Origin of the sequence: Anabaena sp. FACHB-595 (genome assembly GCF_048568275.1) — a bacterium.
In the GTDB taxonomy this organism is placed as follows: Bacteria; Cyanobacteriota; Cyanobacteriia; order Cyanobacteriales; family Nostocaceae; genus Trichormus.
Window position 1 is genome coordinate 3613467 of record NZ_CP183473.1, and the last position, 21808, is coordinate 3635274.

The following is a 21808-nucleotide window of genomic DNA, read 5'->3' on the forward strand; positions in this document are numbered from 1 at the left end:
CTAAATTTACTGATAAATGTTATGACCTTATTGTTAGCAGGAGATATCGGCGGGACGAAAACGATTTTGCGATTGGTAGAAATATCAAATTCGTCGGAACTGCACAATATTTATGAGGAAAGTTACCAGAGTGGGGATTTTCCAGATTTAGTGCCGATGGTGCAGCAATTCTTAGTCAAGGCTAATATACCTAGTCACCCCGAAAAGGCTTGCTTTGCGATCGCTGGCCCTGTGGTGAATAATACTGCCAAACTGACCAATTTAGTCTGGTTTTTGGACACTGAACGGCTAGCACAAGAATTAAGTATTCCCTTCATTTCCTTAATTAATGATTTTGCTGCTGTTGGCTATGGGATTTTTGGGTTAAATAAACAAGACTTGCTGACCTTACAAGCTGGTAAACATCAACCAGAAGCACCTATTGCTATTATTGGTGCTGGCACTGGATTAGGACAAGGATTTTTAATTAAACAGGGAAACCAGTATCAAGTTTTCCCCTCGGAAGGTGGACACGCCGACTTTGCCCCCCGCAACGAGTTAGAGTTTCAGTTGTTGAAATATCTGCTGGATAAACATGATATCCAGCGCGTTTCTGTGGAAAGGGTGGTTTCTGGACAGGGGATTGTCGCCATTTATCAATTTTTACGCGATCGCAAACTCGCTACAGAATCGCCAGAAATTGCTCAAGTTGTCCGCACTTGGGAACAACAAGCAGGACAGGCTGAAAAAACCGTTGATCCTGGTGCGGCTATTGGTAAAGCCGCAGTCCAAGGAAGCGATCGCCTTTCGGAACAAGCCCTACAATTATTTATCGATGCTTACGGTGCAGAAGCGGGAAATCTTGCCCTCAAACTCCTACCATACGGCGGCTTGTACATTGCGGGTGGGATTGCGCCTAAAATCCTACCTTTGATTGAAAATAGCAATTTTTTGCTTAATTTCAGCCAAAAAGGCAGAATGCGTCCTCTGCTAGCAGAAATACCGGTGCATATTATTCTCAATCAACAAGTGGGACTCATAGGTGCTGCTTTGTGTGCTGCTAGGTTATAACAGCTAGCATCATCAGTGATATCAGCATCTGCGAATGCTAAAACCATGACACCAAAATTTGTCTTACCATTAATCGCTGCTACCATAGTTTGTAGTGGTTCCATGATTGTAGAAGCACGCCAGCCGAAACCTGCTTCTGTGTCTGCCAAAACAGCAGTGTCTCAAAAGAAACCTGCTCAACCAGTCCCATCAGAATGGAAGTTATTTACTGCCCCAGATGGACGCTTTTCTGTATTGATGCCAGGAATACCTAAACAGGATTCTCAAACCCAAAAAACTTACATGGGGGAAATTAACCTAGAGGTATTTTTAGCCCAACCAGCAAAACAGGAAGTAGCCTATTTAGTGGTGTATAACGAATTTCCCCATAGTTATGGGAAAATAACCAACCCCCAAGAAATATTGAATAACGTTCGGGATATGGCGCTCAAGACTACTCAAAGTAATTTGTTGAATCAGCGCAATATTCGCAGTTCTAATGGTCATCCAGGTAAGGAAATTGCATACATTAATTCCGGTGGCAAAATTACCAGAAGTAGAATTTACTTAGCTGAAGGACGCTTGTATCAAGTAATGGCTATAACTACTAAAAAACAGCAGAAGAATTTAGCTAAAACCATTACGGGATATCTCAATTCTTTTCACCTAGTTCTGAAAAAGTAAAAAAATATCGGGGTGTGAGGATATAATTCTTACACCCTTAAACACTCGTAAAATATAGAATTTGGCTGCATAAGTCCTAATAGAATAATCAAAGTATTTGTTTTACATAATTCAACTGGCCAAAAACTTCTATGAATCCTCAGGAAAGTGATACGAAACAAGCCTCTACACCATCGAAAGCATGGCGAGGTTGGCAAGAAAATTTAACGCTCATAGCGATCGCTTTATGTTTAGCCCTATTAATTCGGACATTCATAGCCGAACCCCGCTACATACCTTCAGAATCAATGGTTCCTACTTTATATGAAGGCGATCGCTTAGTAGTGGAAAAAGTCTCTTACAATTTTCAACAACCAACAACTGGGGATATAGTCGTTTTTCAGCCACCCGCAGAACTACAACGCCGGGGATACCCCAAAGACCAAGCCTTTATCAAACGAGTAATTGGTACACCAGGAGAAATCATCAGCGTTAACAATGGCAAAGTCTACTTAAACGGGAAAGCATTACCAGAAGACTACATTGCAGAACCACCCAATCAACCATTTCCACCAGTCAAAGTCCCAGAGAACCAATTCTTCGTCATGGGAGACAACCGCAACAATAGCAATGACTCCCGCTACTGGGGCTTTTTACCCAAGGAGAATATCATTGGTAGGGCAGTATTTCGCTTTTGGCCTCTGGATCGTTTAGGAATAATTTAAATAGGACTTACGCATGAAAACAAAAAATCAAGGTTTGGAAAGGGGTGTAGGGGTATAGGGGTGTAAATGTTTAACATCCTTACACCCAGTCTCAACAGACAGCGTGGGTGCGTAAGTCCTAATAAATTCTCTAACAATCTGGCGGGTTTGATTGGTAATAGGTAATAGCTATTAAGCAATTGTTTTTACCATTACCAATTACCAATTACCACAGTTATCATAATTAAAACCTTAGAAAATACATTAACTGGGCGATCGCTTCACCAGGAAGTTGCAATCTGCGTTGGAAATCAGCTAAGTTACGATAAGCTCCAGCCGACACTCGATTGTCTACCACAGCCTGGGCTAAAGACATATCCATGTATGGTATTTGGGCTAACTGTTCAACTGAGGCGGTATTAGGATTAACTAATTGCGTAAAACCAACTATTGATTCGTGGTCATAATAACTAAAAGTCAATAAAGGCTTTAACGGTTCTAGCCTTTGTGCTGGTAGCCCCAAAGCCGCAGCAATATCTTCAATACAGTAAAATTTAACACCAGAACGAGAAAGTTCCACTAGCGATCGCGCTTGGTGAATTGACAAACCTGGTAGCCGTAACCAATCATCAACAGTTGCTTGATTAGTATCAATACGAATTCCTAATTCTGCTGCAATCTGAATCTCCTCCCCAGACTGTAGTCGATAGTATGGGTCATTGAGCAGCTTGGCACGAAGTTTTTGTAACTTAGAATTCCAAGGAAGCCATTTAGTCATTAGCTAGTTGTCAGTTGTCAGTTGTCAATTGTCAGTTGTCATTCTTCCCCAATCCCCAATTCCCAATCCCCATCAAGAAATCTGATCTAGCAACTGACGGCGCTTTTGTTCAAATTCGTACTCAGAAATCAAGCCATCTTGACGTAGACTATCTAATTCGCGCAAGGCATCAGCGATGGCCCCCACCTGATTCACTACATATGGGGATTGCTTGACTGCGGGTTTACCCAAATTAAAATTTCTGTCAAAAGCTTCTTCATCTTGGGCTAAATACCAAACCCCTTCAATAGCACTAGCTACCTTAGGAATAGGTGTCCAAGAAAGTAAAACATACAACAACCCCCAAAGTGGCTGTCCTAAATAAAACTTATGTAATCCAGAGATGCTCACTGTTCCAGCAAAGGCTAAAATAGCGGCAATGCTTCGACTTTTACGCTTAGTTAACATATCCCCTATTAATCTATCATTACCACAGTTTTGTCAATCAGAGTGCGATCGTAGCAAAACGCCTAAATAAATACAGCCTGACAAAATTTCATCTCACCAGCAAAATATAAAATTCCTCATCCCCTTGTGGGTGAGGAATCTGGTAATAGGTAATTGGACTATTACCCATTACCCATTACCTATTACCAAAGCGGCGGGGCGGCTATCCTTCACCTCCCACAAGGGGATGGAGTTTCCCACCGCTTTTATAAATATATTTTATTCATTTAAACCCTACGTAAATATTAATCCCTAATCCCAGTCCCCAGTCCCCAATCGCCACTTCTCGATGCTATCTTAAAGTTTTCATCTGCAAATCCTAATCAAATGTCACAGACTTCTCTCCCCACAGAATGGCTGAAACAACTCTCCGACCCCTATGCTGTGTTAGGGATTCCTGTGACTGCTGATGAGAAGAAAATTCTCACCCGCTATCACGTTTTAGCAAAACTATTACATCCTGACCGCTACACTAACGACAATAGTCTAGAGAAAGAATTAGCCACAGCAACCTTTACCTGTTTAGTTAACCCTGCTTACGAGCAATTGAAGAATAAGCACGAGCGTCAGAGCATTTTAGAATCGCTGCGCTCAGAAGCGATCGCCTGGAAAAAGCAGTCCTTATATCTGCAAAGTGCCATAGCCAAGCAAATGATGGCAATGTCTGCACGAGAAGCAGATTCATTTTATCAACAAGCGATCGCTGCCTGTGCTGAAGCCCAGTATAAATCTCCGCGCAAGTCCCATCAAGTAACTAGACAAATAATTACCCTCAATCTAGCTTACTTATCCTTGCAAAAGTCCGAACCTTTAATTTTAGAAGTAAATCCACCTGTCAAATCCAAGAGAAACCCTCAACCAGTAGAACCCCAGGAAAGAGAGATCACATCAGATGAGAAAGCTAGTGTCCAACCCGCAGTCATAAATTATGCTCCACGGCACTACCAGCGTGGCCTTCAGTATACAAAACAGGGTCAATGGGCTAGTGCTGTGCAGGAACTACGGGACGCGATTAAGCTAGAACCGAGTAACAGCGATTATTATGCCTTATTAGGCTTTGTTTATCTACGACAGAGTTTTGTGGGGATGGCAAAAGTTTATATGCGCCAAGCATTAAAACTAAATCCGCAGCAGGAACTAGCTTTAAAATATGCTCAATATTTAAAAATTGACTGTATTGATAATCTTGATCCACCATCACTGGCTAAAGCTTTAGGCATTGCTGCTGTATTGAGCAAATTTGTTACCAAATTAGAAGCTAACATCAGTCAAGTGTTGAAATCTCGGTAAAAAACCGTACTGAGACCGAAGTTTATTTATAAGATGAATCCCCTAGACTAGAATGAAAATAGAGGCAAAACTATAAGCTGCTGAGTGATATTACTCAGCCCAGTAGAGGCACATGGGATTCTTTGACTCTGAGATAGTTCAGCAAGAAGCAAAACAGTTGTTTGAAGATTATCAAGCACTGATTAAACTAGGCAATAACTACGGCAAGTTTGACCGTGAAGGTAAAAAGTTATTTATTGAGCAAATGGAAGCAATGATGGATCGCTATCGCGTCTTTATGAAGCGATTCGAGCTTTCAGAGGACTTTATGGCACAAATGACCGTAGAGCAGCTCAAGACTCAATTAAATCAGTTTGGCATCACTCCTCAACAGATGTTCGACCAGATGAATCTGACTCTAGAGAGGATGAAATCTGAACTGGAGAGACAGACTTGACACTAGGGACTGGGGATTAGGTACTAGGAAGCAAGCACAGCAGCAGGGCGTACAGCGCAGGAGGCGGCAGGGAAGAGAAAGTGACCAATTCTCCCATCCCCGATACCCAGTCCCTTAATTCGCCTTAGGACGCGGAAATTGGGAAGGCGGCTTGAAGTTTTGCACCGGCACGCCCTTGAGTGCCTTAGTCATAAAATCACGCCAGATGGGAGCAACCTTCCCACCACCAGTTGCACCACTGGCTAGTTGTCGGTTGTCATCTCTACCTATCCAGACCGCAGTTGTTAACTGCGGTACAGTACCCACGTACCAAATATCTTTTTCAGATGAGGTTGTACCTGTTTTCCCCGCAGATGGGCGATCTATCGCAGCACCTTTACCAGTACCATTAGTAACAACCGATCGCATCACATCTATAATCGCTGCCGATGCCCAAGGATCTAACACTAGCTGGGGTTTGGGAGTATTATCTAATAACACATTACCACTGCTATCAGTAATCCGGGCAATAACGGTCGGCGGTGATTGCCAACCATAATTGGCAAAAGTCGCATAAGCACTAGCCATTTCTAGTGGCGTGACACCAATCGCCCCTAGTGGCAGGGAGGTCACAGGTTCCATCGGACTCATGATACCCAAAATGCGGCAAGTTTCCACTACTTTATTCATGCCAATGGTTTTACCCAGTTTAATCACAGGAATGTTACGTGATTGCGCTAGGGCAGTGCGGATGGACATGGCACCGCTAAAGCCACCATCATAGTTTCTAGGACTATACCAATTATTACCATCTCGATACCTCACTGGGGCATCTATCACCGTGCTATCAGGTGCAAATTTCCCAGTAGCAAAAGCAGCATAGTAAACAAACGGTTTAAAGGAAGATCCCGGTTGACGTAGAGCTTGTGTAGCGCGGTTAAACTCACTAGCTCTAGAGTCTACACCACCGACTAGGGCTTTGACAAAATGAGTCCTGGGGTCAATAGCTACCAGTGCAATTTGATTTCTACTTAATCCTTCACCAAGTAGAGTTTTATGCCATTTCTTCACAGTGTCTTCCGCCATTGTTTGGAAATTAGCATCGACTGTAGTTTGTACCCGCATACCACCCTTCAGCAGGGTTTCACGACCAAACTTTTTCGCTAGTTCCTGGGACACAGTGTTGGTTATATATGGCAGCGCACTACCTTGAAAAGACTTAATTCTACCGAATGTAAGTTCTTCCTTGAGAGCATCATCATATTCTTTCTGGGTAATCCAGTCCAATTCCAGCATCCGCCCCAGTACTTCTTTTTGTTTCTGCTGGGCTAACTTTTTGCTGGCAAATGGGCTAAATTCTTCTGGTGCTTGGATTAAACCCGCCATCATCGCTGATTCAGCGATAGTTAAGTTCTCAGATGACTTATTAAAGTAACTCCGTGCTGCTGTTTGCACCCCATAATTATTGTGACCCCAATACACTTGATTGAGGTACATTTCTAAAATTTGGTCTTTTGTGAGAATTTGTTCTAACCGAATTGCCAGTACTCCCTCGGCTAGCTTCCGAGTAAAGGCACGCCTCCGAGTCAAAAATAGGTTTTTCACCAACTGCATGGTGATGGTAGAACCACCTTCTTTTACACCACCCGCCGCTAAGTTAGTGACAACAGCACGCCCTACACCAGTGGGGTTAATACCGTGGTGATAATAGAAATGACTATCTTCACTGGCGAGTACAGCCCGTTTCAGATTGGGGGAAATTCTATCTAAAGGTACGACTTCGCGGTTGGCTTCCCCGTGGACACTAGCTAGTAGTTTGCCCTTAATATCGTAGATGTAAGTTGTTTCCGATGGGAAGAAATTACGTAGCTGTCTGACATCTGGTAAATTCCGGAAACTGATCGCTAAACCAACAAGCCCTCCGGCTACAATGGAGCTTGTCAACATCGTCAGTGATAACAGAGTGCCGCCAGCTATCTGGCCTACTCCTTTAAAAAACTCAAATCCCGACGAAGTACGACGTTGCGGTTGCTTTTGTTCAAAAGTCCTAGACGACACGGCGATTTCACTTCCTCACTTGTAAATATTACTGTAATTCATTCTTTGAAGCAGGGCGGTTAATTTTTTGCAATTATATTAGTTTGGCAGATGAAATAACGGACAATTTGTCTCGTGAACATAACCAACCCAATTTCTCTAGTAAAAAACGTAGTTAATAGCGAATCTCTTAAAGTATGGCGGAAAATTTTTCTTGGCTACATCGTGGGATAGCGGAAGTTTTCCCACAACCTACTGATGCTGAAAGTGACATCGAGAGTCTAGAGAAACGCCTAGCAACTACGGATCGACCTCTACGGGTTAAGTATGGTATTGACCCGACAGGAGCCGATATTCATCTTGGTCATAGCATACCAATGCGTAAACTGCGAGGGTTTCAAGATGCTGGTCATACGGCAGTGTTAATTATTGGTGATTTTACGGCACGTATTGGCGACCCGACAGGTAAGTCTGAGATGCGTCGTCAACTGACAGAGGAAGATGTGAAGCAAAATGCTCAAACCTACCTCGACCAAGTGCGTCCTATTTTGGATTTTGACACACCCGGAAGATTAGAGGTACGCTATAACTCAGAATGGCTTTCCCGGCTTGATTTAGGGAAAATTACTGAGTTACTTGCCACCATGACCGTGGGGCAAATGTTAGCCAAGGAAGGCTTTGCCGATCGCTATAAAAAAGAGAATCCAATTTTCCTGCATGAGTTCCTTTATCCTTTGATGCAGGGGTATGATTCGGTGGCTATTGAGGCAGATGTGGAATTAGGCGGCACAGACCAGAAGTTTAACATTGCTGTTGGCCGTGATTTACAGCGACACTTTGGTCAAAAGCCCCAGTTTGGTGTACTTCTACCAATTTTAATTGGTACTGATGGCGTGCAGAAAATGTCCAAGTCTTTAGGTAATTACGTGAGTTTGTCTGAACACCCAGGACAAAAATACCAAAAGTTACAAGGCGTTCCCGATGTTCTGCTAAAAGACTATTTTGAATTATTGACTAATTTACCCATTGATGCACTGCCAGAAAATCCGCGCGATCGCCAAATGCTCTTAGCTTGGGAGATTGTCAAACAATACCACGGTGAACAAGCAGCCAATGAAGCTAAAGAAGCGGCTCAAAGTGGCGGTAAAGAAGGTGCAGTCCCAGAATTTTCTCTATCTAATGTCTCTCAATTCCCCGTCAAGTTAGCTTATTTACTTGGTGCGACTGGCTTGTGTAAAAGTACAGGGGAAGGTAAACGGAAAATTCAAGAAGGCGGAGTACGCTTAGATGGCGATCGCATTTCTGATGCCGATACCACCTTTCAACAGCCAGATGAACTCCAAGGGCGAGTGTTACAAGTAGGGAAAAATAAGTTTATGCGCTTAGTACCTTAGAGGAGATAGGGGTATAAGGGTGTAAGGGTGTAGGGGGAAATTAATGAGTAATGACAAAATAATTGTGGCTTTGGATGTGCCAGATACGGAGAGTGCGATCGCTCTCATTGATAAGCTAGAGTCGGTGACTTTTTGGAAGGTTGGGTTGGAATTGTTTACTAGTTCCGGCCCCAGAATTCTAGAAGTACTGAAATCTAGACAAAAGCGCATCTTTCTCGATTTGAAGTTTCACGACATCCCCAATACGGTGGCTGGGGCTTGTCGTGCGGCGGCTGGTTACGGGGTGGATTTGATGACAATCCATGCTACCTCTGGTAGAGATGCCCTGAAGGCTGCAAAAGAGGCGGTAGAGGAAGGGGCTGCACAAGCTGGTGTGAAACCGCCCAAGTTAATCGCTGTGACGGTGTTAACCAGTATTTCTGCCAGACAGTTGGCGTTAGATTTGAAAATTCCTTCAGAATTGCCAGAATATGCTTTAGATATGGCTCTAATGGCGCAGGAGATGGGGTTAGATGGGGCAGTGTGTTCACCCCAAGAAGTGGCACATTTACGCCAAATTTGCGGGGATGATTTCGTGTTGGTTTGTCCGGGGGTACGCCCAACATGGGCAGAAGCGGGAGATCAAAAGCGATCGCTCACCCCCTCCCAAGCCATCCAAGCAGGGGCTGATTATTTAGTGATTGGTCGTCCAATTACTGCTGCTGCTGAACCTGAGTTAGCCTGGAAACGCATTTCTCAAGAGTTAACAACAGTGGTATGAGGGTAAAAATGGGAGGGCATAAAGGGAGCAGGGGGGGCAGAGGAGCAGGGGGGGCAGGGGAAGGATTTATTACTCAGTACGCTGCTCAAATCCCGTTAACAGCACTCAACTTTGTTAAAAAGACAAGTTATGGTTTTTGGCTGCTGACCTTGGGTTTTTGGCTGATTGTCTCGAACAGTTCCGAAAAAGCGGCATTTTCACAAAATTTCTCTCCCCAACCCTCTGTACAACCTCAGAAGAAGTTTGTTTGTCATCAGCAAAGTTTAGAGACTTTTACTACTCAGTTATTGCGTGATTTACCGAGTTATGCCAATCGCGCCAGTCAACGCGGTCGCCGCCTCCGCCGCAGTAGCGATATTTATAGTTATATTTTGGTAGCTGGTAGACCTGAGTTTCAGCCCTTGTCCCTAAATCTTGATGGTTCTGGCACAGATGGACAAACAAAAGCTACCTCTGATGTTGAGCAAGTTTTCTTTACTACTTTAGAAAGGCAGTATATAGCTAAAAAAGCTGTGGAATTACAAGAATTTCACTGGCTATTACTGACGAAAACTTCAGGCGATCGCCGTTTTATCATGATGTTTACTCAGACTGCTGCTTATCCCCAACAACAGCCACCATCACCGCCACGAGATAGTAGTAACGGTAGTATTGCCCAAGGTATTAAAACTTGGTTACGAGATTGTCAGGCGGGAAGTATTCGTATGCGATAAAGAAGGAGAATAAGTAATAAGTAATAAGTAAAGGTCAAAACTCAAACAATGTACTTTTAAAATATAAATATAAGTTCGCTTCCTAATTTGTCTCATGTCAAATCCGTTTTATGACTTTACTCTGCATGACATAATAATTAGAAGCAATAGGTTAAAACTCATGTAGGAGGTAAGCTATATGTTAAAAACAATTCAAGGAATTTATAAAAACGGCAAAATTGAATTAGCTGAAACACCACAGGGTATAACTGAAAGTTTAGTGTTCGTTACATTCCTAGAAACTAAACCCAGCCAATGGCCAGACATAATTATGCAATATTCAGGTGTGAAAGAAAGTATTATATTTGAATCATATCGAGATGAATTGATACCACCAAAGGAAATAGAACTTTAATTATGTATGGGTTATCTACTAGATACTTGCGTGATTAGTGATGTTGTCAAAGGAGAAGAAAACACCCTCAAGCAGATAAAATTAATATCTCCTACTGAAATTTTTGTTTCATCTCTAACAGTTATGGAAGTCAAATATGGATTGTTTTAGAGAATTATCCAACTTTGACACCACAAGCGGTGCAAGCTGTGTTTGTATTTGTTGCTGACAAGGCGTAAATCTAAATTATTTAAGTTAAATTGCGTAATTTACGGCTAAATCCGTGTCTTACTAAGTAAGTAAGATGCACCTCAACAAATTAGCAAATGGAACCTTTAACTACTGCTGCGATGTCTGACGACAAGCTGCAACCCTGTGGAAACAACAAAACCAAACGCATCTACGCAATTAGCTCTGTAGTCAGCAATAAAACCTTAACAAAAATGAGTAAGAGAACAGTTAAGAGATTATTAACTGTCAGTGCAGTTTCTTTCTCTTGTCTCTGGTTGTCTGTAATGCCAATGAGTAAGGTATGGGCGCAAATTAGTCAAGATCCAGAAATTTCTACCTATATTCAACAGTTAAAAGACAAAGATGCAAATGTTCGCTTTAATGCTGCTTCTGCCCTGTGGAACATGGGAGGGGAAGCAAAGGCAGCAATTCCCTCTTTGATTCTGGCTTTGCAGTCCGACAAAGATGCAAATGTTCGCTCTACTGCTGCTTTTGCCCTGGGGAGCATGGGAGGGGAAGCAAAGGCAGCAATTCCCTCTTTGATTCTGGCTTTGCAGTCCGACAAAGATGCAAATGTTCGCTCTACTGCTGCTTTTGCCCTGGGGAGGATGGGAGGGGAAGCAAAGGCAGCGATTCCCTCTTTGATTCAGGCTTTGCAGTCCGACAAAGATGCAAATGTTCGCTCTACTGCTGCTTTTGCCCTGGGGAGGATGGGAGGGGAAGCAAAGGCAGCAATTCCCTCTTTGATTCTGGCTTTGCAGTCCGACAAAGATGCAAATGTTCGCTCTACTGCTGCTTTTGCCCTGGGGAGGATGGGAGGGGAAGCAAAGGCAGCGATTCCCTCTTTGATTCAGGCTTTGCAGTCCGACAAAGATGCAAATGTTCGCTCTACTGCTGCTAATGTCCTGGGGAGCATGGGAGGGGAAGCAAAGGCAGCAATTCCCTCTTTGATTCTGGCTTTGCAGTCCGACAAAGATGCAAATGTTCGCTTTAATGCTGCTGATGCTTTAGCAACAATAAGTGCCAGCTTTCAAGACAAGGCAGGTACTATGGCTTTTGCAGAGTTAGACAAAGCCATAGAGGATTTAGAAAAAGTACTCAAAGCGTTAAAGGATAATAAAGATAAAAATTTAGACACCAGCATTACCTCTGTCAATCGTTCTCTTGATGCCTTAAAAACCAAAAGACAATCTCGCCTCCTTGACAGAACTTTAGAATGGATGACGAAAAACCCTTGGGTAACAGGGGGATTAATTTACATTATCTTCTTCCCCTCCCTCTGGCTCATCTTGTTGCGGGTGCGTCCTTTGTGGGTATTACACGTCAACAATGCCCTTAAACCTTTATCTAGTTTTAAATTACCCGATGCCCTTGGCGGTGTAGCTTTCCCGATTCGCACATTATTATTTATCGAATTTTTTAACTATCACCCCAGAGTCCTTGATGCTTGGGTAGAAAAACGCCTCACCTCTGCCAAAGAAGGATTTAACAAAAAGAAAACTGTCACAGAACGTTCGATTTTCGTCCCCATTCCCGTAGTTTTAGATAATAATAATCTCGCTCAATTTACAGCCACAGACTTACAACTAATATTTAACCAAAAACGTGCAACATTATTAATTTGGGGAGAAGGTGGTGCAGGTAAAACCAGTCTGGCTTGTACTTTGGCGCAATGGGCAATGAATGACAATGAAAGTCAGCGCCTATCTAAACACCAAATGTTACCAGTCTTAATTGAGCAAGAATTAGATCATCCTTTAAAAGAAACTATCGGCGGACAACTGCAAGCACTTATCAGCGAAACCAAAACAATTGACGATGAATTGTTAACTAATTTACTCCGTCAACGCCGAATTTTAGTCATAGTAGATCACTTTTCGGAAATGAGTGAAGCGACACGCAACAAAATTCATCCCGCAGAAAAAGATTTCCCGGTAAACGCCCTCATTGTCACTTCTCGCGTAGAAGAAAAATTAAACGAAGTACCCAAAACCACAATTCAACCCCTGCGGGTTGCTGGTGATAGACTCTCATCTTTCATGGAAGCTTATTTAACACAACGCCGCAAACGTGATTTGTTTACTGATGTGGAATATTTTGATGCTTGTCACCGTCTTTCGTTGATGGTAGGACAACGCAATATTACCGTGTTACTGGCGAAACTCTACGCTGAACAAATGATTGCCACAAAAGAAGGAACAGCAAGTGATTTACCAGAAAATATCCCTGATTTAATGCTGGCATACCTCAACGAACTTAACCGGGATAGATTAGAAACTGAACCAAATAATCGCACTGTCCAAAGAGATGCGAAGGTAATTGCTTGGCAATGTCTAAAAACCACTTTCCGTCCCACATCAGCCAAACTAGAAGATATCTTAGCCGCCCTTGATGACGGTAATAAAGTAGAAGAACGTTTACAACATTTAGAAAAACGCCTGCGTCTCATTCAAACTATCGGCGCAGCCCAAGATAAAATCCGCTTGGCATTAGATCCCTTAGCTGAGTATCTAGCTGGTTTATATTTAATAGATAGCTACGGTGGAGATACAGCATCTTGGCGAGGCTTTCTCTCACAAGTCAATACTATACCCGATGTGGAATTAATTAAAGGTTTCCTCTTAGCCGTGCAGGATTGTTGTTTAGCATTGGGCAACGAAGCCGGAGTTCCCGACTTTGTGGCGGACGAACTAGCCTTGAAGACTGCTTTAACTACACCAGCACCTACTGTGTTAGTTGGTAATTCGCAATGATGCAGCGCTCATATTCTACATAGCCTAAGTAAATGCGTCTAAGCATTTGTCCTATCAGCTTGTGCAGTAGAGCAAAACTATTACACCAAGTCTCAACAGACAATCTTTCTGGGTAAGCTTTGACAGTAAATTCCTCAATGCCAACTGTGCTACTTATGGAGTTATGATTTTTAAGTTATTAAATCTTAGCTGATGAGTTCGCCCAGTATTTTTTAGGTTAATGAGATGACTGTTGCAAAAAAGCACTGGTTTCAAATAGCTTTTCAACTTAGAGGCTCAGTTATTGGCGCAATTTACAAACGCGTTATTTGCTGTGCTTTATTTGGGGTATTAGTTACTTTACTTTATCAACTAAAAATTCCAGTATCTCAACCAATTTTAGGTAGCGTTATTCCTAGTATTGTTCTAGGTTTATTACTCGTTTTTCGGACAAATACTGCTTATGATCGTTTTTGGGAAGGGAGGAAAGCCTGGGGTTCTATAGTCAACAATACCCGTAATCTAGCTAGACAAATTTGGGTATCAGTGGAGGAAGTATCACTAAAGGATAGAGAAGCTAAAATATCAGTTTTAAATTTACTAGTAGCTTTTGCTGTAGCTACTAAATTGCATTTGCGTGGAGAACCGATAAATAGTGAACTAGAAGATTTGATATCAACTTCTCGATATTTCAAACTTAAGAGCATGAATAATCCGCCTTTAGAAGTAGCGTTCTGGATTGGAGATTATTTACAACAGCAATATACTTGCAAGTGCTTAAATAGTTATCAATTAACATCTATACAAGAATTATTAAACAATTTAGTTGATAATTTAGGTTCTTGTGAACGGATTCTCAGAACACCTATGCCTTTAGCTTATTCTATACATCTCAAGCAATTATTATTATTATATTGTTTTCTCCTGCCTTTTCAAATGGTGGAGAGTTTGGGTTGGTGGACGGGTTTAGTTGTGGGGTTAGTGAGTTTTACATTATTTGGTATTGAAGCGATTGGCTTAGAGATTGAAAATCCTTTTGGCTATGATCCTAACGATTTACCATTAGATGCTATCTGTAACACTATGAAGCGAAATATTGACGATTTAACTAGTTTATCTCCCAATGTGCGTTCTCATGATCTGGGTGAAACTTCAAATGTGACAATATAAGAAATTGGCAAAGCAAAACTTATGCAAACAGCCAGTAAGCCTTTGAGCCTAGCTGAATTTTTAATACTGCCAGAGACAAAACCCGCTAATGAGTTTATTGATGGTTATATATACCAAAAACCCATGCCCCAAGGAAAGCATAGTACTCTACAGATTCGACTTGCAGATGGTATCAATGAGGTAGGCTTTCCCAGTAAAACCGCTTACGCTTTTCCAGAATTGAGGTGTACGTTTTCTGGACGTTCAATTGTTCCCGATATTGCTGTATTTCGTTGGGAGAAAATCCCCTTTGATGCAGATGGCGAGGTAGCTAATGCTTTTGAAATTCCTCCCGATTGGACAATTGAAATTCTCTCACCGGAGCAATCGCAAACACGAGTCACAGACAATATACTTTTTTGCTTACGCCATCAAACTAGTTTAGGATGGTTGATTGATCCAGCTGAGAAAGCGGTTATTTGCTTTTTACCCAATCAATTACCAGAAATCAAACGACAATTTGATGATATTTTACCTGTGCCAGATTTTCTGGATTTCAGATTGACAGTTGGGCAATTATTTGCATGGCTGAAATTGGGATTCCAGTAACTTTGTTCACAGCCGTCGGATACTTATTTCCAAGCCTTCACACACACTTGTGAGAAAATCTAAATCGAGAGTAGCGATCGCATCACTAGCTTGATGATAGTGAGGATTCCGCAAAAAGGCTGTATCTGTCACCATAATTGCTGGATAACCTGCATCCCAAAACGGTGCATGATCGCTTAATCTGGTTTGGGGAACAATCAAACCCCGCTTTGGGACTGGTAGCCACTGGCTTGATACCCCAGCTTTGCGGATATTGCGACTCATACCGATTAAGTCGGGGATAGTGCGTAAATTACCAATTAAAGCAATAAAATCACCTGTATTAGGGTAAAATTTTTCTAATGGTGCAGGATATCTCTGCGAACCGGGTGTAGAGTCCCGATATCCCAACATTTCTAGTGACATCATCAATCGTAACGGCTGCTGTTGTTGACGTAATAAGCCTGCATAATCAGTACTACCCAGCAAGCCATATTCTTCCATATCAAACGCCACCAATCGCAAAGGATATTTGGCTGGTGTAGTCGCAAACTTTCTCGCTAATTCTAATAAAACTACTACGCCTGTAGCATTATCATCAGCCCCTACCGTTCCAGGTACACCATCATAGTGTGCGCCAATTAAAATAGGTGGTAGCTCCTGTTTTTTCCCTGTAGATTGGGACGGCAAATTGAGGATGAGATTATTAAAAGATTTATTGCCTACTTGAAAGGTGTGGATTTCCACACTTCCCCACTGGGCAAATTCTTGGCGAATGTATTCTTGGACAAAGAAATGTCCAGCCGTCGCTAGATAAGGATCACGTTCTCGTGCTACGTGTGTTAGGTGATTGTGTAATCTTGCTTTTAAATTCAAGTGTTTAGAACAGTTGTAATATCAATTTTGTCAGTGGTCAGTGGTCATTAGTCAGTGGCTTTCATATACTAAGTTCACACACTTTTGGGTTAGTGTATTGAAGCTTATGCAAAAACAACTAACAATTAACAACTGACAACTGCCACACATAGCAATTAAGGTAAGGGTGGATTTCCCAACTTGAAGATGTAATGAAGTTCACAGATGAGGCTACAACATTTACAACGGCTAGAACATACTAAGCATCGTCAATGTTATCCTAGTCTTGCAACTAAATCCTCAAGCTATAATTCTTCCATTTTTTGCCTTAATGATGACTGTTATAACATTGAGGCAAGTTTACCCTGTAGCACAAAGCTAGAGGTAGTTCTGCCCAATCATAATATATATAGTAAGACACAGTAGGAGAAGAGTAAGGCATGGGCAAGGTAGTCGGCATCGACTTGGGTACAACCAACTCAGTAGTCGCCGTGATGGAGGGTGGCAAGCCGGTGGTGATTGCCAATGCAGAAGGAATGCGAACAACCCCCTCGGTCGTTGGCTTCAGCAAAGATGGTGAAAGGGTTGTTGGGCAAATGGCACGGCGACAAACAGTCCTCAATCCTCAAAATACATTTTTTGCCGTAAAACGCTATATCGGGCGCAGGTATAACGAACTTAGCCCAGAATCGAAGCGTGTACCTTATACAATTCGCAAAGATGAAGTTGGCAATATTAAAGTTGCCTGTCCTCGTCTCAATAAGGAATTTTCCGCCGAAGAGATTTCGGCAATGGTGCTGAAAAAGTTGGCAGATGATGCCAGTGCTTATTTAGGGTCAGCAGTTACAGGGGCAGTAATTACAGTACCAGCTTATTTCAATGATTCCCAAAGACAAGCCACCCGCGATGCTGGCAGAATTGCCGGTTTAGAAGTGTTGCGGATTCTCAACGAACCGACAGCAGCGTCTTTAGCTTATGGGTTAGACCGGGGTGATACGGAAACCATCTTAGTTTTTGACTTGGGTGGCGGGACATTTGATGTATCGATTTTGGAAGTCGGGGATGGAGTATTTGAAGTCAAAGCCACCAGTGGCGATACCCAACTAGGTGGGAATGACTTTGATAAGAAAATTGTCGATTGGTTGGCAGAGCAATTTTTAGAGACAGAAGGTGTAGACTTAAGACGCGATCGCCAAGCTTTGCAACGTTTGATGGAAGCGGCGGAAAAAGCTAAAATCGAACTCTCGGCTGTCAGCATCACTGATATTAACTTACCCTTCATCACTGCTACAGAAGACGGCCCCAAACACTTAGAAACCAGGCTGACGCGTTCCCAGTTTGAAGGTTTATGTGTTGACTTATTAGGACGCGTCCGTAACCCCGTGAAACGGGCGCTAAAAGATGCCGGACTCAGACCTGATGATATTGAAGAAGTCGTACTAGTTGGCGGTTCCACAAGAATGCCAATGGTAAAACAACTGGTGCGGGACTTAATTGGCATTGAACCCAGCGAAAATGTCAACCCTGATGAAGTGGTGGCGATGGGTGCAGCCATTCAAGCGGGGATTCTGGCAGGAGAGTTCAAAGATGTGCTGCTGCTAGATGTTACACCCTTATCTTTGGGATTGGAAGCGATCGGTGGCGTGATGAAAAAACTCATCCCCCGCAATACCACCATCCCTGTCCGCCGTTCTGATATTTTCTCCACTTCCGAAAATAACCAAAACTCCGTGGAAATTCACGTAGTCCAAGGTGAACGGGAAATGGCAGGTGATAACAAATCTCTAGGACGTTTCAAACTTTACGGCATTCCCCCTGCACCACGAGGTATTCCCCAAATCCAAGTAGCATTTGATATCGATGCCAACGGGATTTTACAGGTAACAGCTTTAGACAGAACCACTGGCAGAGAACAGAGTATCACCATTCAAGGTGCTTCTACCCTAAGTGAATCAGAAGTTAACCGGATGATTCAGGAAGCCCAAAAATATGCTGACGTTGACCGGGAACGCAAAGAGAGGGTAGAAAAACGTACCCGTTCTGAAGCCTTAATCCTCCAAGGAGAACGCCAGCTAAGGGAAGTTGCTTTAGAATTTGGGATGCAGTTTGCTCGTAATCGCCGCCAACGCATTGATAATATTAGCCGGGAATTAAAGGAAAGTCTCAAAGAAAATGACGATCGCGGGATTGACCAAGCCTACGCCGATCTGCAAGATGCTCTATATGAGCTAAATCGAGAAGTTCGTCAGTATTATGCTGAAGACGAAGACGACGATTTATTTGCCACGATCAAAGACATCTTTGTGGGCGATAAAGACAAGGAACGCGACCTTCCCAGAGATAGCTATCGAGAACGGGATGCTTACAATAACAGAGATTATGGCAGAGACTATGGCAGAGATTACGGACGAGACAGTCGTCCTTCCTATGACAACAGCCGCCCTCCTCGTAAATCACCCCGCCCCAGCTATCAGGATAATTGGGACGATGATGATGATTGGCTATAGATGAGGAATAGGGAGGAATCAATTCAAAATAGCCTATGGTATCGCGTAGCATCTCCTAGAGAAGGCTACGCCAACAAAATTAAGGAATTGATTCCCATCTCCTCTTCTGCCTGAATGCGGATTTGGTAATTGATAATTGGTAATTGGTAATTAGTAACAATTATCTAGAAACTAAAATTTAAAAGTTAAATAAATGAATATGCAGAATTTGCAGAATTTTCGTGATTATTACGAGATTTTGGGAGTAACGAAAGATGCTACTAATGAAGATATTAAAAAGAATTATCGACGGTTAGCAAGACAGTATCACCCTGATCTCAATCCGGGGAATAAAGACGCAGAAGAAAAATTTAAAATCATCGGCGAAGCTTATGAAATGCTTTCCGATGCGACTAAACGCGCACAATATGACCAATTTAGCCGTTATTGGAAACAGAAAGGCTTTCCTAAACAAACTCCTAAATCCAAGGCTTGGGGAGATAGTCGTAATGGAGAACGCAACGGTAATGAAAATGTAGATCCCAGCCAGTTTACCAATTTTGAAGATTTTCTGAATCAAGTTATCGGTGTTGGCAGTCGTAGAGATAGCAAAAATGGTGCAAGTACCAACACGACAACCGATCCGTTTCGTTCGCCAAAAAGCCGAGTTGAATATACAGTTCCCAAAAATCCCTCTCGTCCAGCCCGTCGGGATATTGAAGCAAGATTGACCTTACCCTTTGAAAAAGCTTATTCTGGGGGTAATGAACGTATTCGTTTAGAGGATGGGCGATCGCTAGAAGTAACAATGCCCCCAGGGATGGTAACAGGTCAAACCATCCGCCTGCGTAATCAAGGCATAAGCGGCGGCGACCTCTACTTAAAAATTACCGTCGAACCTCACCCACTATTTAAACTAGAAGGTACTAATATATTCTGCCAAGTACCAGTCACTCCCAGCGAAGCCGTCTTAGGAGGACAGGTAGAAGCACCAACCCTAGACGGCCCCGTAAAAATGACCATTCCCCCAGGAGTTAGGTCTGGTCAAAGATTCCGCCTGGCCAATAAAGGCTATCCCAGCGATAACGGTAAACGTGGTGATCAATTAGTAGAAATTCAAATACTTACCCCGAAAACGATCAGTCAAGAAGAAAAAGAACTTTACGAAAAACTCCGGCAAATTGAAACATTTAAACCCCGCGCTGATTTAATTTAATGTATGTGAGCAATAACACTACAGCATCTGCCGCAATTCTTCAATTGTTTTGGCAGCAACAATTTTGCGTAAGATTTCCTTTAAAGTGACTAAATCTTCAACTTGACTAATTTGTGGCAATAGTTCTAAACCGTTTTGGCCAAACTTTGCTTCTAAATTAGTTTCAATACCGGACATCAATCCCAGCAGTTGACCGCGCGCTTCACCGCGTGCTTCACCGCGTGCTTCACCTTCTCGCAAAATTTCTTGATACCAAGGCGATTCACGTAAAACAGCCATATCCCACCTCATAATTTCTTGAACTAAAGCACTCTCTAACACAAACGTAGCAAAAAAAGCTAGGACTGTTTCTAACTGATTGAGTTGTTCGTCCGCACGCAGCATTTGCAACGCTTCTCGAATGATTAACTCATTCTCACCACCCTTAAGAAGGGGTACAAAGGGAAGTAGGGAAGGTAAAGGTTGTTGGAAAGCAATATTTACATCAACTTCCCAAAGATTAATGACTCGATAATCTTGTATCGCCCGTAATCCTGCAAGATTTGATGTAAAGCTTGTGGGTACTTCTTCGTTACTAGTTTTGAGAATATTGATTAAAACGGGATATGTAGGTAAATTATACTTTTCTTCTGCCAGTGCCGCATAAGCCCTCATCCGTCTTGGCATTTGGGGTTGATAGCGTAACTGTAATTCGTTGAGGACTAAAAATTCACCGTATTCAGGACTGGTGACACGAATTAAAACATCACTCTCTCGGCTAATCCATTGAAAATCAGAACTGAGAATTTCTCCAGCGACAACATCAGAAAGCTGTGTCACCCATCTTACCCAGTTGTTGGGTGCTAGGCTGATTAATTTTTTGGTGCTGATGTCTGCGGCTTTAGTCATTATGTGGTGAACGCACTCAAGCAATAAAATTTATCGTAACTTAAAGAAGCTCCCTGCTTGAAGCTTTCACTATAAAGAGATTCAGACACGGAAGTTTGACATTTATTGCTAATGGTAGGTTTAGAATATTAGAAAAAACTTGATTGCAAAGTGAATCAAACAGCCGTGAATCAGAACGGTGCAATGCCAAAAAGCAGTGAGCCTACATATTATTCTCTGCTAGGACTGCATCCCTCAGCATCGGTAATCGATATCCGCCGCGCTTATCGGGAACTGAGCAAGCGTTATCATCCTGATACTACAGAATTGCCTGCTGCTCTTGCTACTAGACAATTTCAGCAAATTAATGAAGCCTACGCCACGCTGAGTAACCCAGACAGGCGTTTAAATTACGACTTAAAAATCGGCTATTCTCGTTTTGGGGTCATTCAAGCACCATCCGACTTGAATCGTCCCGCCTCTTATTCTTACGATTACTCAAAATCCGCTTACCTGGATGCAAGCGATCGCCCCCTCTCCCCTGGCGAAATATTTGCTTTATTTATTTTGGGTTTAACGTTAGTCGGTTGTCTACTCCTGGCAATTACCATTGCCTTTCTTCGTGGTGATGCACTTTTTCCACCACCGATACAACAATCGATTTCTTATCTGTCACAATTAACTGTTCTGGCTAATTTCAAATTTTGAATTATTATGTCTCTTCCTCCTGCTAACACGCCCTTATATAGTCATCCTCTCCCCCAAATTGAACAATGGTTAAAGGAGCAAGGTTGTCAACAAGATGATACACAACTACACTGCTGGCGTTTACAGTGTCCCAGTTGGCAAGCTGAACTTTGGCTTGATGTTGAGCAAATTGTAGTGCGCTACGTCCAAGCTGGGGAAAACGGCCAAGATATTCAACGCGCGTTTAAATATTCCCTCAGCCGAGAAGATATTGAACAAGCCGTATTTTCTGGCCCGTAAGAGAGAGATGGGGAAGCAGGGGGAGTAGAGGAAGCAGGGGAAGTGGAGGGATAAA

At 42.6% G+C, this 21808-nt stretch carries 22 protein-coding genes; 17 read left to right on the top strand and 5 right to left on the bottom strand.

From position 1 onward, the window contains the following. Positions 1-21 precede the first annotated feature (21 nt). The 3 genes from ACN222_RS14850 (at position 22) to lepB (ending at position 2417) form a co-directional block, all read left to right on the top strand. Complete coding sequence (locus ACN222_RS14850) at positions 22-1050, top strand: glucokinase (protein ID WP_010997124.1); 1029 nt, start codon at positions 22-24, stop codon at positions 1048-1050. 45 nt (positions 1051-1095) lie between these two features. After that, positions 1096-1713 carry a hypothetical protein gene (locus ACN222_RS14855; protein ID WP_044521577.1) on the top strand — a complete coding sequence of 206 codons (618 nt, stop codon included), beginning with the start codon at positions 1096-1098 and terminating at the stop codon, positions 1711-1713. A 131-nt stretch (positions 1714-1844) separates the two neighbouring features. After that, entirely contained in the window at positions 1845-2417 is a 573-nt protein-coding gene (lepB, locus tag ACN222_RS14860; protein ID WP_010997126.1) for a signal peptidase I, read from the top strand. 223 nt (positions 2418-2640) lie between these two features. Here the strand turns inward: lepB and ACN222_RS14865 are convergent, their stop codons facing one another. After that, positions 2641-3174: a ComEA family DNA-binding protein gene (locus ACN222_RS14865; protein ID WP_010997127.1), complete on the bottom strand. Its 534-nt coding sequence runs from the start codon at positions 3172-3174 to the stop codon at positions 2641-2643. Between the two features lie 72 nt (positions 3175-3246). Continuing rightward, complete coding sequence (locus tag ACN222_RS14870; protein WP_010997128.1) at positions 3247-3621, bottom strand: SHOCT domain-containing protein; 375 nt, start codon at positions 3619-3621, stop codon at positions 3247-3249. 366 nt (positions 3622-3987) lie between these two features. On the opposite strand from ACN222_RS14870, the gene ACN222_RS14875 reads away from it, so the two are divergent. Next, complete coding sequence (locus ACN222_RS14875; RefSeq protein WP_010997130.1) at positions 3988-4950, top strand: J domain-containing protein; 963 nt, start codon at positions 3988-3990, stop codon at positions 4948-4950. Between the two features lie 112 nt (positions 4951-5062). Continuing rightward, positions 5063-5386: a DUF1825 family protein gene (locus tag ACN222_RS14880; protein WP_010997131.1), complete on the top strand. Its 324-nt coding sequence runs from the start codon at positions 5063-5065 to the stop codon at positions 5384-5386. Positions 5387-5500: 114 nt separating this feature from the next. Here ACN222_RS14880 and ACN222_RS14885 read toward each other — a convergent pair whose 3' ends face one another. Next, a complete protein-coding gene (locus ACN222_RS14885) occupies positions 5501-7423 on the bottom strand; it encodes a transglycosylase domain-containing protein (protein ID WP_010997132.1) in 1923 nt (640 codons plus the stop codon). Positions 7424-7599: 176 nt separating this feature from the next. Here ACN222_RS14885 and tyrS point away from each other — a divergent pair, with 176 nt between their 5' ends. The 8 genes from tyrS (at position 7600) to ACN222_RS14925 (ending at position 15363) form a co-directional block, all read left to right on the top strand. Continuing rightward, entirely contained in the window at positions 7600-8796 is a 1197-nt protein-coding gene (gene tyrS / locus ACN222_RS14890; RefSeq protein ID WP_010997133.1) for a tyrosine--tRNA ligase, read from the top strand. A 43-nt stretch (positions 8797-8839) separates the two neighbouring features. Next, entirely contained in the window at positions 8840-9556 is a 717-nt protein-coding gene (gene pyrF, locus ACN222_RS14895) for an orotidine-5'-phosphate decarboxylase (RefSeq protein ID WP_010997134.1), read from the top strand. 8 nt (positions 9557-9564) lie between these two features. Next, positions 9565-10269, top strand: a complete 705-nt coding sequence (locus ACN222_RS14900) for a hypothetical protein (RefSeq protein WP_199318882.1) — start codon at positions 9565-9567, stop codon at positions 10267-10269. A 178-nt stretch (positions 10270-10447) separates the two neighbouring features. Continuing rightward, positions 10448-10663 carry a hypothetical protein gene (locus ACN222_RS14905; protein WP_010997136.1) on the top strand — a complete coding sequence of 72 codons (216 nt, stop codon included), beginning with the start codon at positions 10448-10450 and terminating at the stop codon, positions 10661-10663. A gap of 6 nt (positions 10664-10669) precedes the next feature. Beyond that, positions 10670-10813: a PIN domain-containing protein gene (locus ACN222_RS14910; protein WP_231865462.1), complete on the top strand. Its 144-nt coding sequence runs from the start codon at positions 10670-10672 to the stop codon at positions 10811-10813. 155 nt (positions 10814-10968) lie between these two features. Further along, positions 10969-13626 carry a HEAT repeat domain-containing protein gene (locus ACN222_RS14915; RefSeq protein ID WP_010997137.1) on the top strand — a complete coding sequence of 886 codons (2658 nt, stop codon included), beginning with the start codon at positions 10969-10971 and terminating at the stop codon, positions 13624-13626. A 225-nt stretch (positions 13627-13851) separates the two neighbouring features. Then, positions 13852-14775 carry a bestrophin family protein gene (locus ACN222_RS14920; RefSeq protein WP_010997138.1) on the top strand — a complete coding sequence of 308 codons (924 nt, stop codon included), beginning with the start codon at positions 13852-13854 and terminating at the stop codon, positions 14773-14775. Positions 14776-14796: 21 nt separating this feature from the next. Beyond that, positions 14797-15363, top strand: coding sequence for a Uma2 family endonuclease (locus ACN222_RS14925; RefSeq protein WP_010997139.1), 567 nt, complete (start codon positions 14797-14799; stop codon positions 15361-15363). Between the two features lie 6 nt (positions 15364-15369). Here ACN222_RS14925 and ACN222_RS14930 read toward each other — a convergent pair whose 3' ends face one another. Next, positions 15370-16218 carry a M28 family peptidase gene (locus ACN222_RS14930; RefSeq protein WP_010997140.1) on the bottom strand — a complete coding sequence of 283 codons (849 nt, stop codon included), beginning with the start codon at positions 16216-16218 and terminating at the stop codon, positions 15370-15372. A gap of 419 nt (positions 16219-16637) precedes the next feature. Between ACN222_RS14930 and dnaK the strand changes: the two genes are divergently transcribed. Further along, positions 16638-18704: a molecular chaperone DnaK gene (gene dnaK / locus ACN222_RS14935; protein WP_010997141.1), complete on the top strand. Its 2067-nt coding sequence runs from the start codon at positions 16638-16640 to the stop codon at positions 18702-18704. Between the two features lie 199 nt (positions 18705-18903). Then, positions 18904-19899 (top strand): DnaJ C-terminal domain-containing protein, encoded by a 996-nt coding sequence (locus ACN222_RS14940; protein ID WP_190449581.1) that lies wholly within the window; start codon positions 18904-18906, stop codon positions 19897-19899. 18 nt (positions 19900-19917) lie between these two features. On the opposite strand, the gene ACN222_RS14945 is transcribed toward ACN222_RS14940, so the two are convergent. After that, positions 19918-20787 carry a hypothetical protein gene (locus ACN222_RS14945; RefSeq protein ID WP_010997143.1) on the bottom strand — a complete coding sequence of 290 codons (870 nt, stop codon included), beginning with the start codon at positions 20785-20787 and terminating at the stop codon, positions 19918-19920. Positions 20788-20970: 183 nt separating this feature from the next. On the opposite strand from ACN222_RS14945, the gene ACN222_RS14950 reads away from it, so the two are divergent. After that, a complete protein-coding gene (locus tag ACN222_RS14950; RefSeq protein ID WP_010997144.1) occupies positions 20971-21474 on the top strand; it encodes a J domain-containing protein in 504 nt (167 codons plus the stop codon). A gap of 6 nt (positions 21475-21480) precedes the next feature. Further along, complete coding sequence (locus ACN222_RS14955; protein ID WP_010997145.1) at positions 21481-21753, top strand: DUF3143 domain-containing protein; 273 nt, start codon at positions 21481-21483, stop codon at positions 21751-21753. Positions 21754-21808 lie beyond the last annotated feature (55 nt).

Coding starts and splice junctions, on each gene's coding strand:
- ACN222_RS14850 (WP_010997124.1), top strand. CDS start 22: ATGACCTTATTGTTAGCAGGAGATATCGGCGGGACGAAAACGATTTTG.
- ACN222_RS14855 (WP_044521577.1), top strand. CDS start 1,096: ATGACACCAAAATTTGTCTTACCATTAATCGCTGCTACCATAGTTTGT.
- lepB (WP_010997126.1), top strand. CDS start 1,845: ATGAATCCTCAGGAAAGTGATACGAAACAAGCCTCTACACCATCGAAA.
- ACN222_RS14865 (WP_010997127.1), bottom strand. CDS start 3,174: ATGACTAAATGGCTTCCTTGGAATTCTAAGTTACAAAAACTTCGTGCC.
- ACN222_RS14870 (WP_010997128.1), bottom strand. CDS start 3,621: ATGTTAACTAAGCGTAAAAGTCGAAGCATTGCCGCTATTTTAGCCTTT.
- ACN222_RS14875 (WP_010997130.1), top strand. CDS start 3,988: ATGTCACAGACTTCTCTCCCCACAGAATGGCTGAAACAACTCTCCGAC.
- ACN222_RS14880 (WP_010997131.1), top strand. CDS start 5,063: ATGGGATTCTTTGACTCTGAGATAGTTCAGCAAGAAGCAAAACAGTTG.
- tyrS (WP_010997133.1), top strand. CDS start 7,600: ATGGCGGAAAATTTTTCTTGGCTACATCGTGGGATAGCGGAAGTTTTC.
- pyrF (WP_010997134.1), top strand. CDS start 8,840: ATGAGTAATGACAAAATAATTGTGGCTTTGGATGTGCCAGATACGGAG.
- ACN222_RS14900 (WP_199318882.1), top strand. CDS start 9,565: ATGGGAGGGCATAAAGGGAGCAGGGGGGGCAGAGGAGCAGGGGGGGCA.
- ACN222_RS14905 (WP_010997136.1), top strand. CDS start 10,448: ATGTTAAAAACAATTCAAGGAATTTATAAAAACGGCAAAATTGAATTA.
- ACN222_RS14910 (WP_231865462.1), top strand. CDS start 10,670: ATGGGTTATCTACTAGATACTTGCGTGATTAGTGATGTTGTCAAAGGA.
- ACN222_RS14915 (WP_010997137.1), top strand. CDS start 10,969: ATGGAACCTTTAACTACTGCTGCGATGTCTGACGACAAGCTGCAACCC.
- ACN222_RS14920 (WP_010997138.1), top strand. CDS start 13,852: ATGACTGTTGCAAAAAAGCACTGGTTTCAAATAGCTTTTCAACTTAGA.
- ACN222_RS14925 (WP_010997139.1), top strand. CDS start 14,797: ATGCAAACAGCCAGTAAGCCTTTGAGCCTAGCTGAATTTTTAATACTG.
- dnaK (WP_010997141.1), top strand. CDS start 16,638: ATGGGCAAGGTAGTCGGCATCGACTTGGGTACAACCAACTCAGTAGTC.
- ACN222_RS14940 (WP_190449581.1), top strand. CDS start 18,904: ATGCAGAATTTGCAGAATTTTCGTGATTATTACGAGATTTTGGGAGTA.
- ACN222_RS14945 (WP_010997143.1), bottom strand. CDS start 20,787: ATGACTAAAGCCGCAGACATCAGCACCAAAAAATTAATCAGCCTAGCA.
- ACN222_RS14950 (WP_010997144.1), top strand. CDS start 20,971: ATGCCAAAAAGCAGTGAGCCTACATATTATTCTCTGCTAGGACTGCAT.
- ACN222_RS14955 (WP_010997145.1), top strand. CDS start 21,481: ATGTCTCTTCCTCCTGCTAACACGCCCTTATATAGTCATCCTCTCCCC.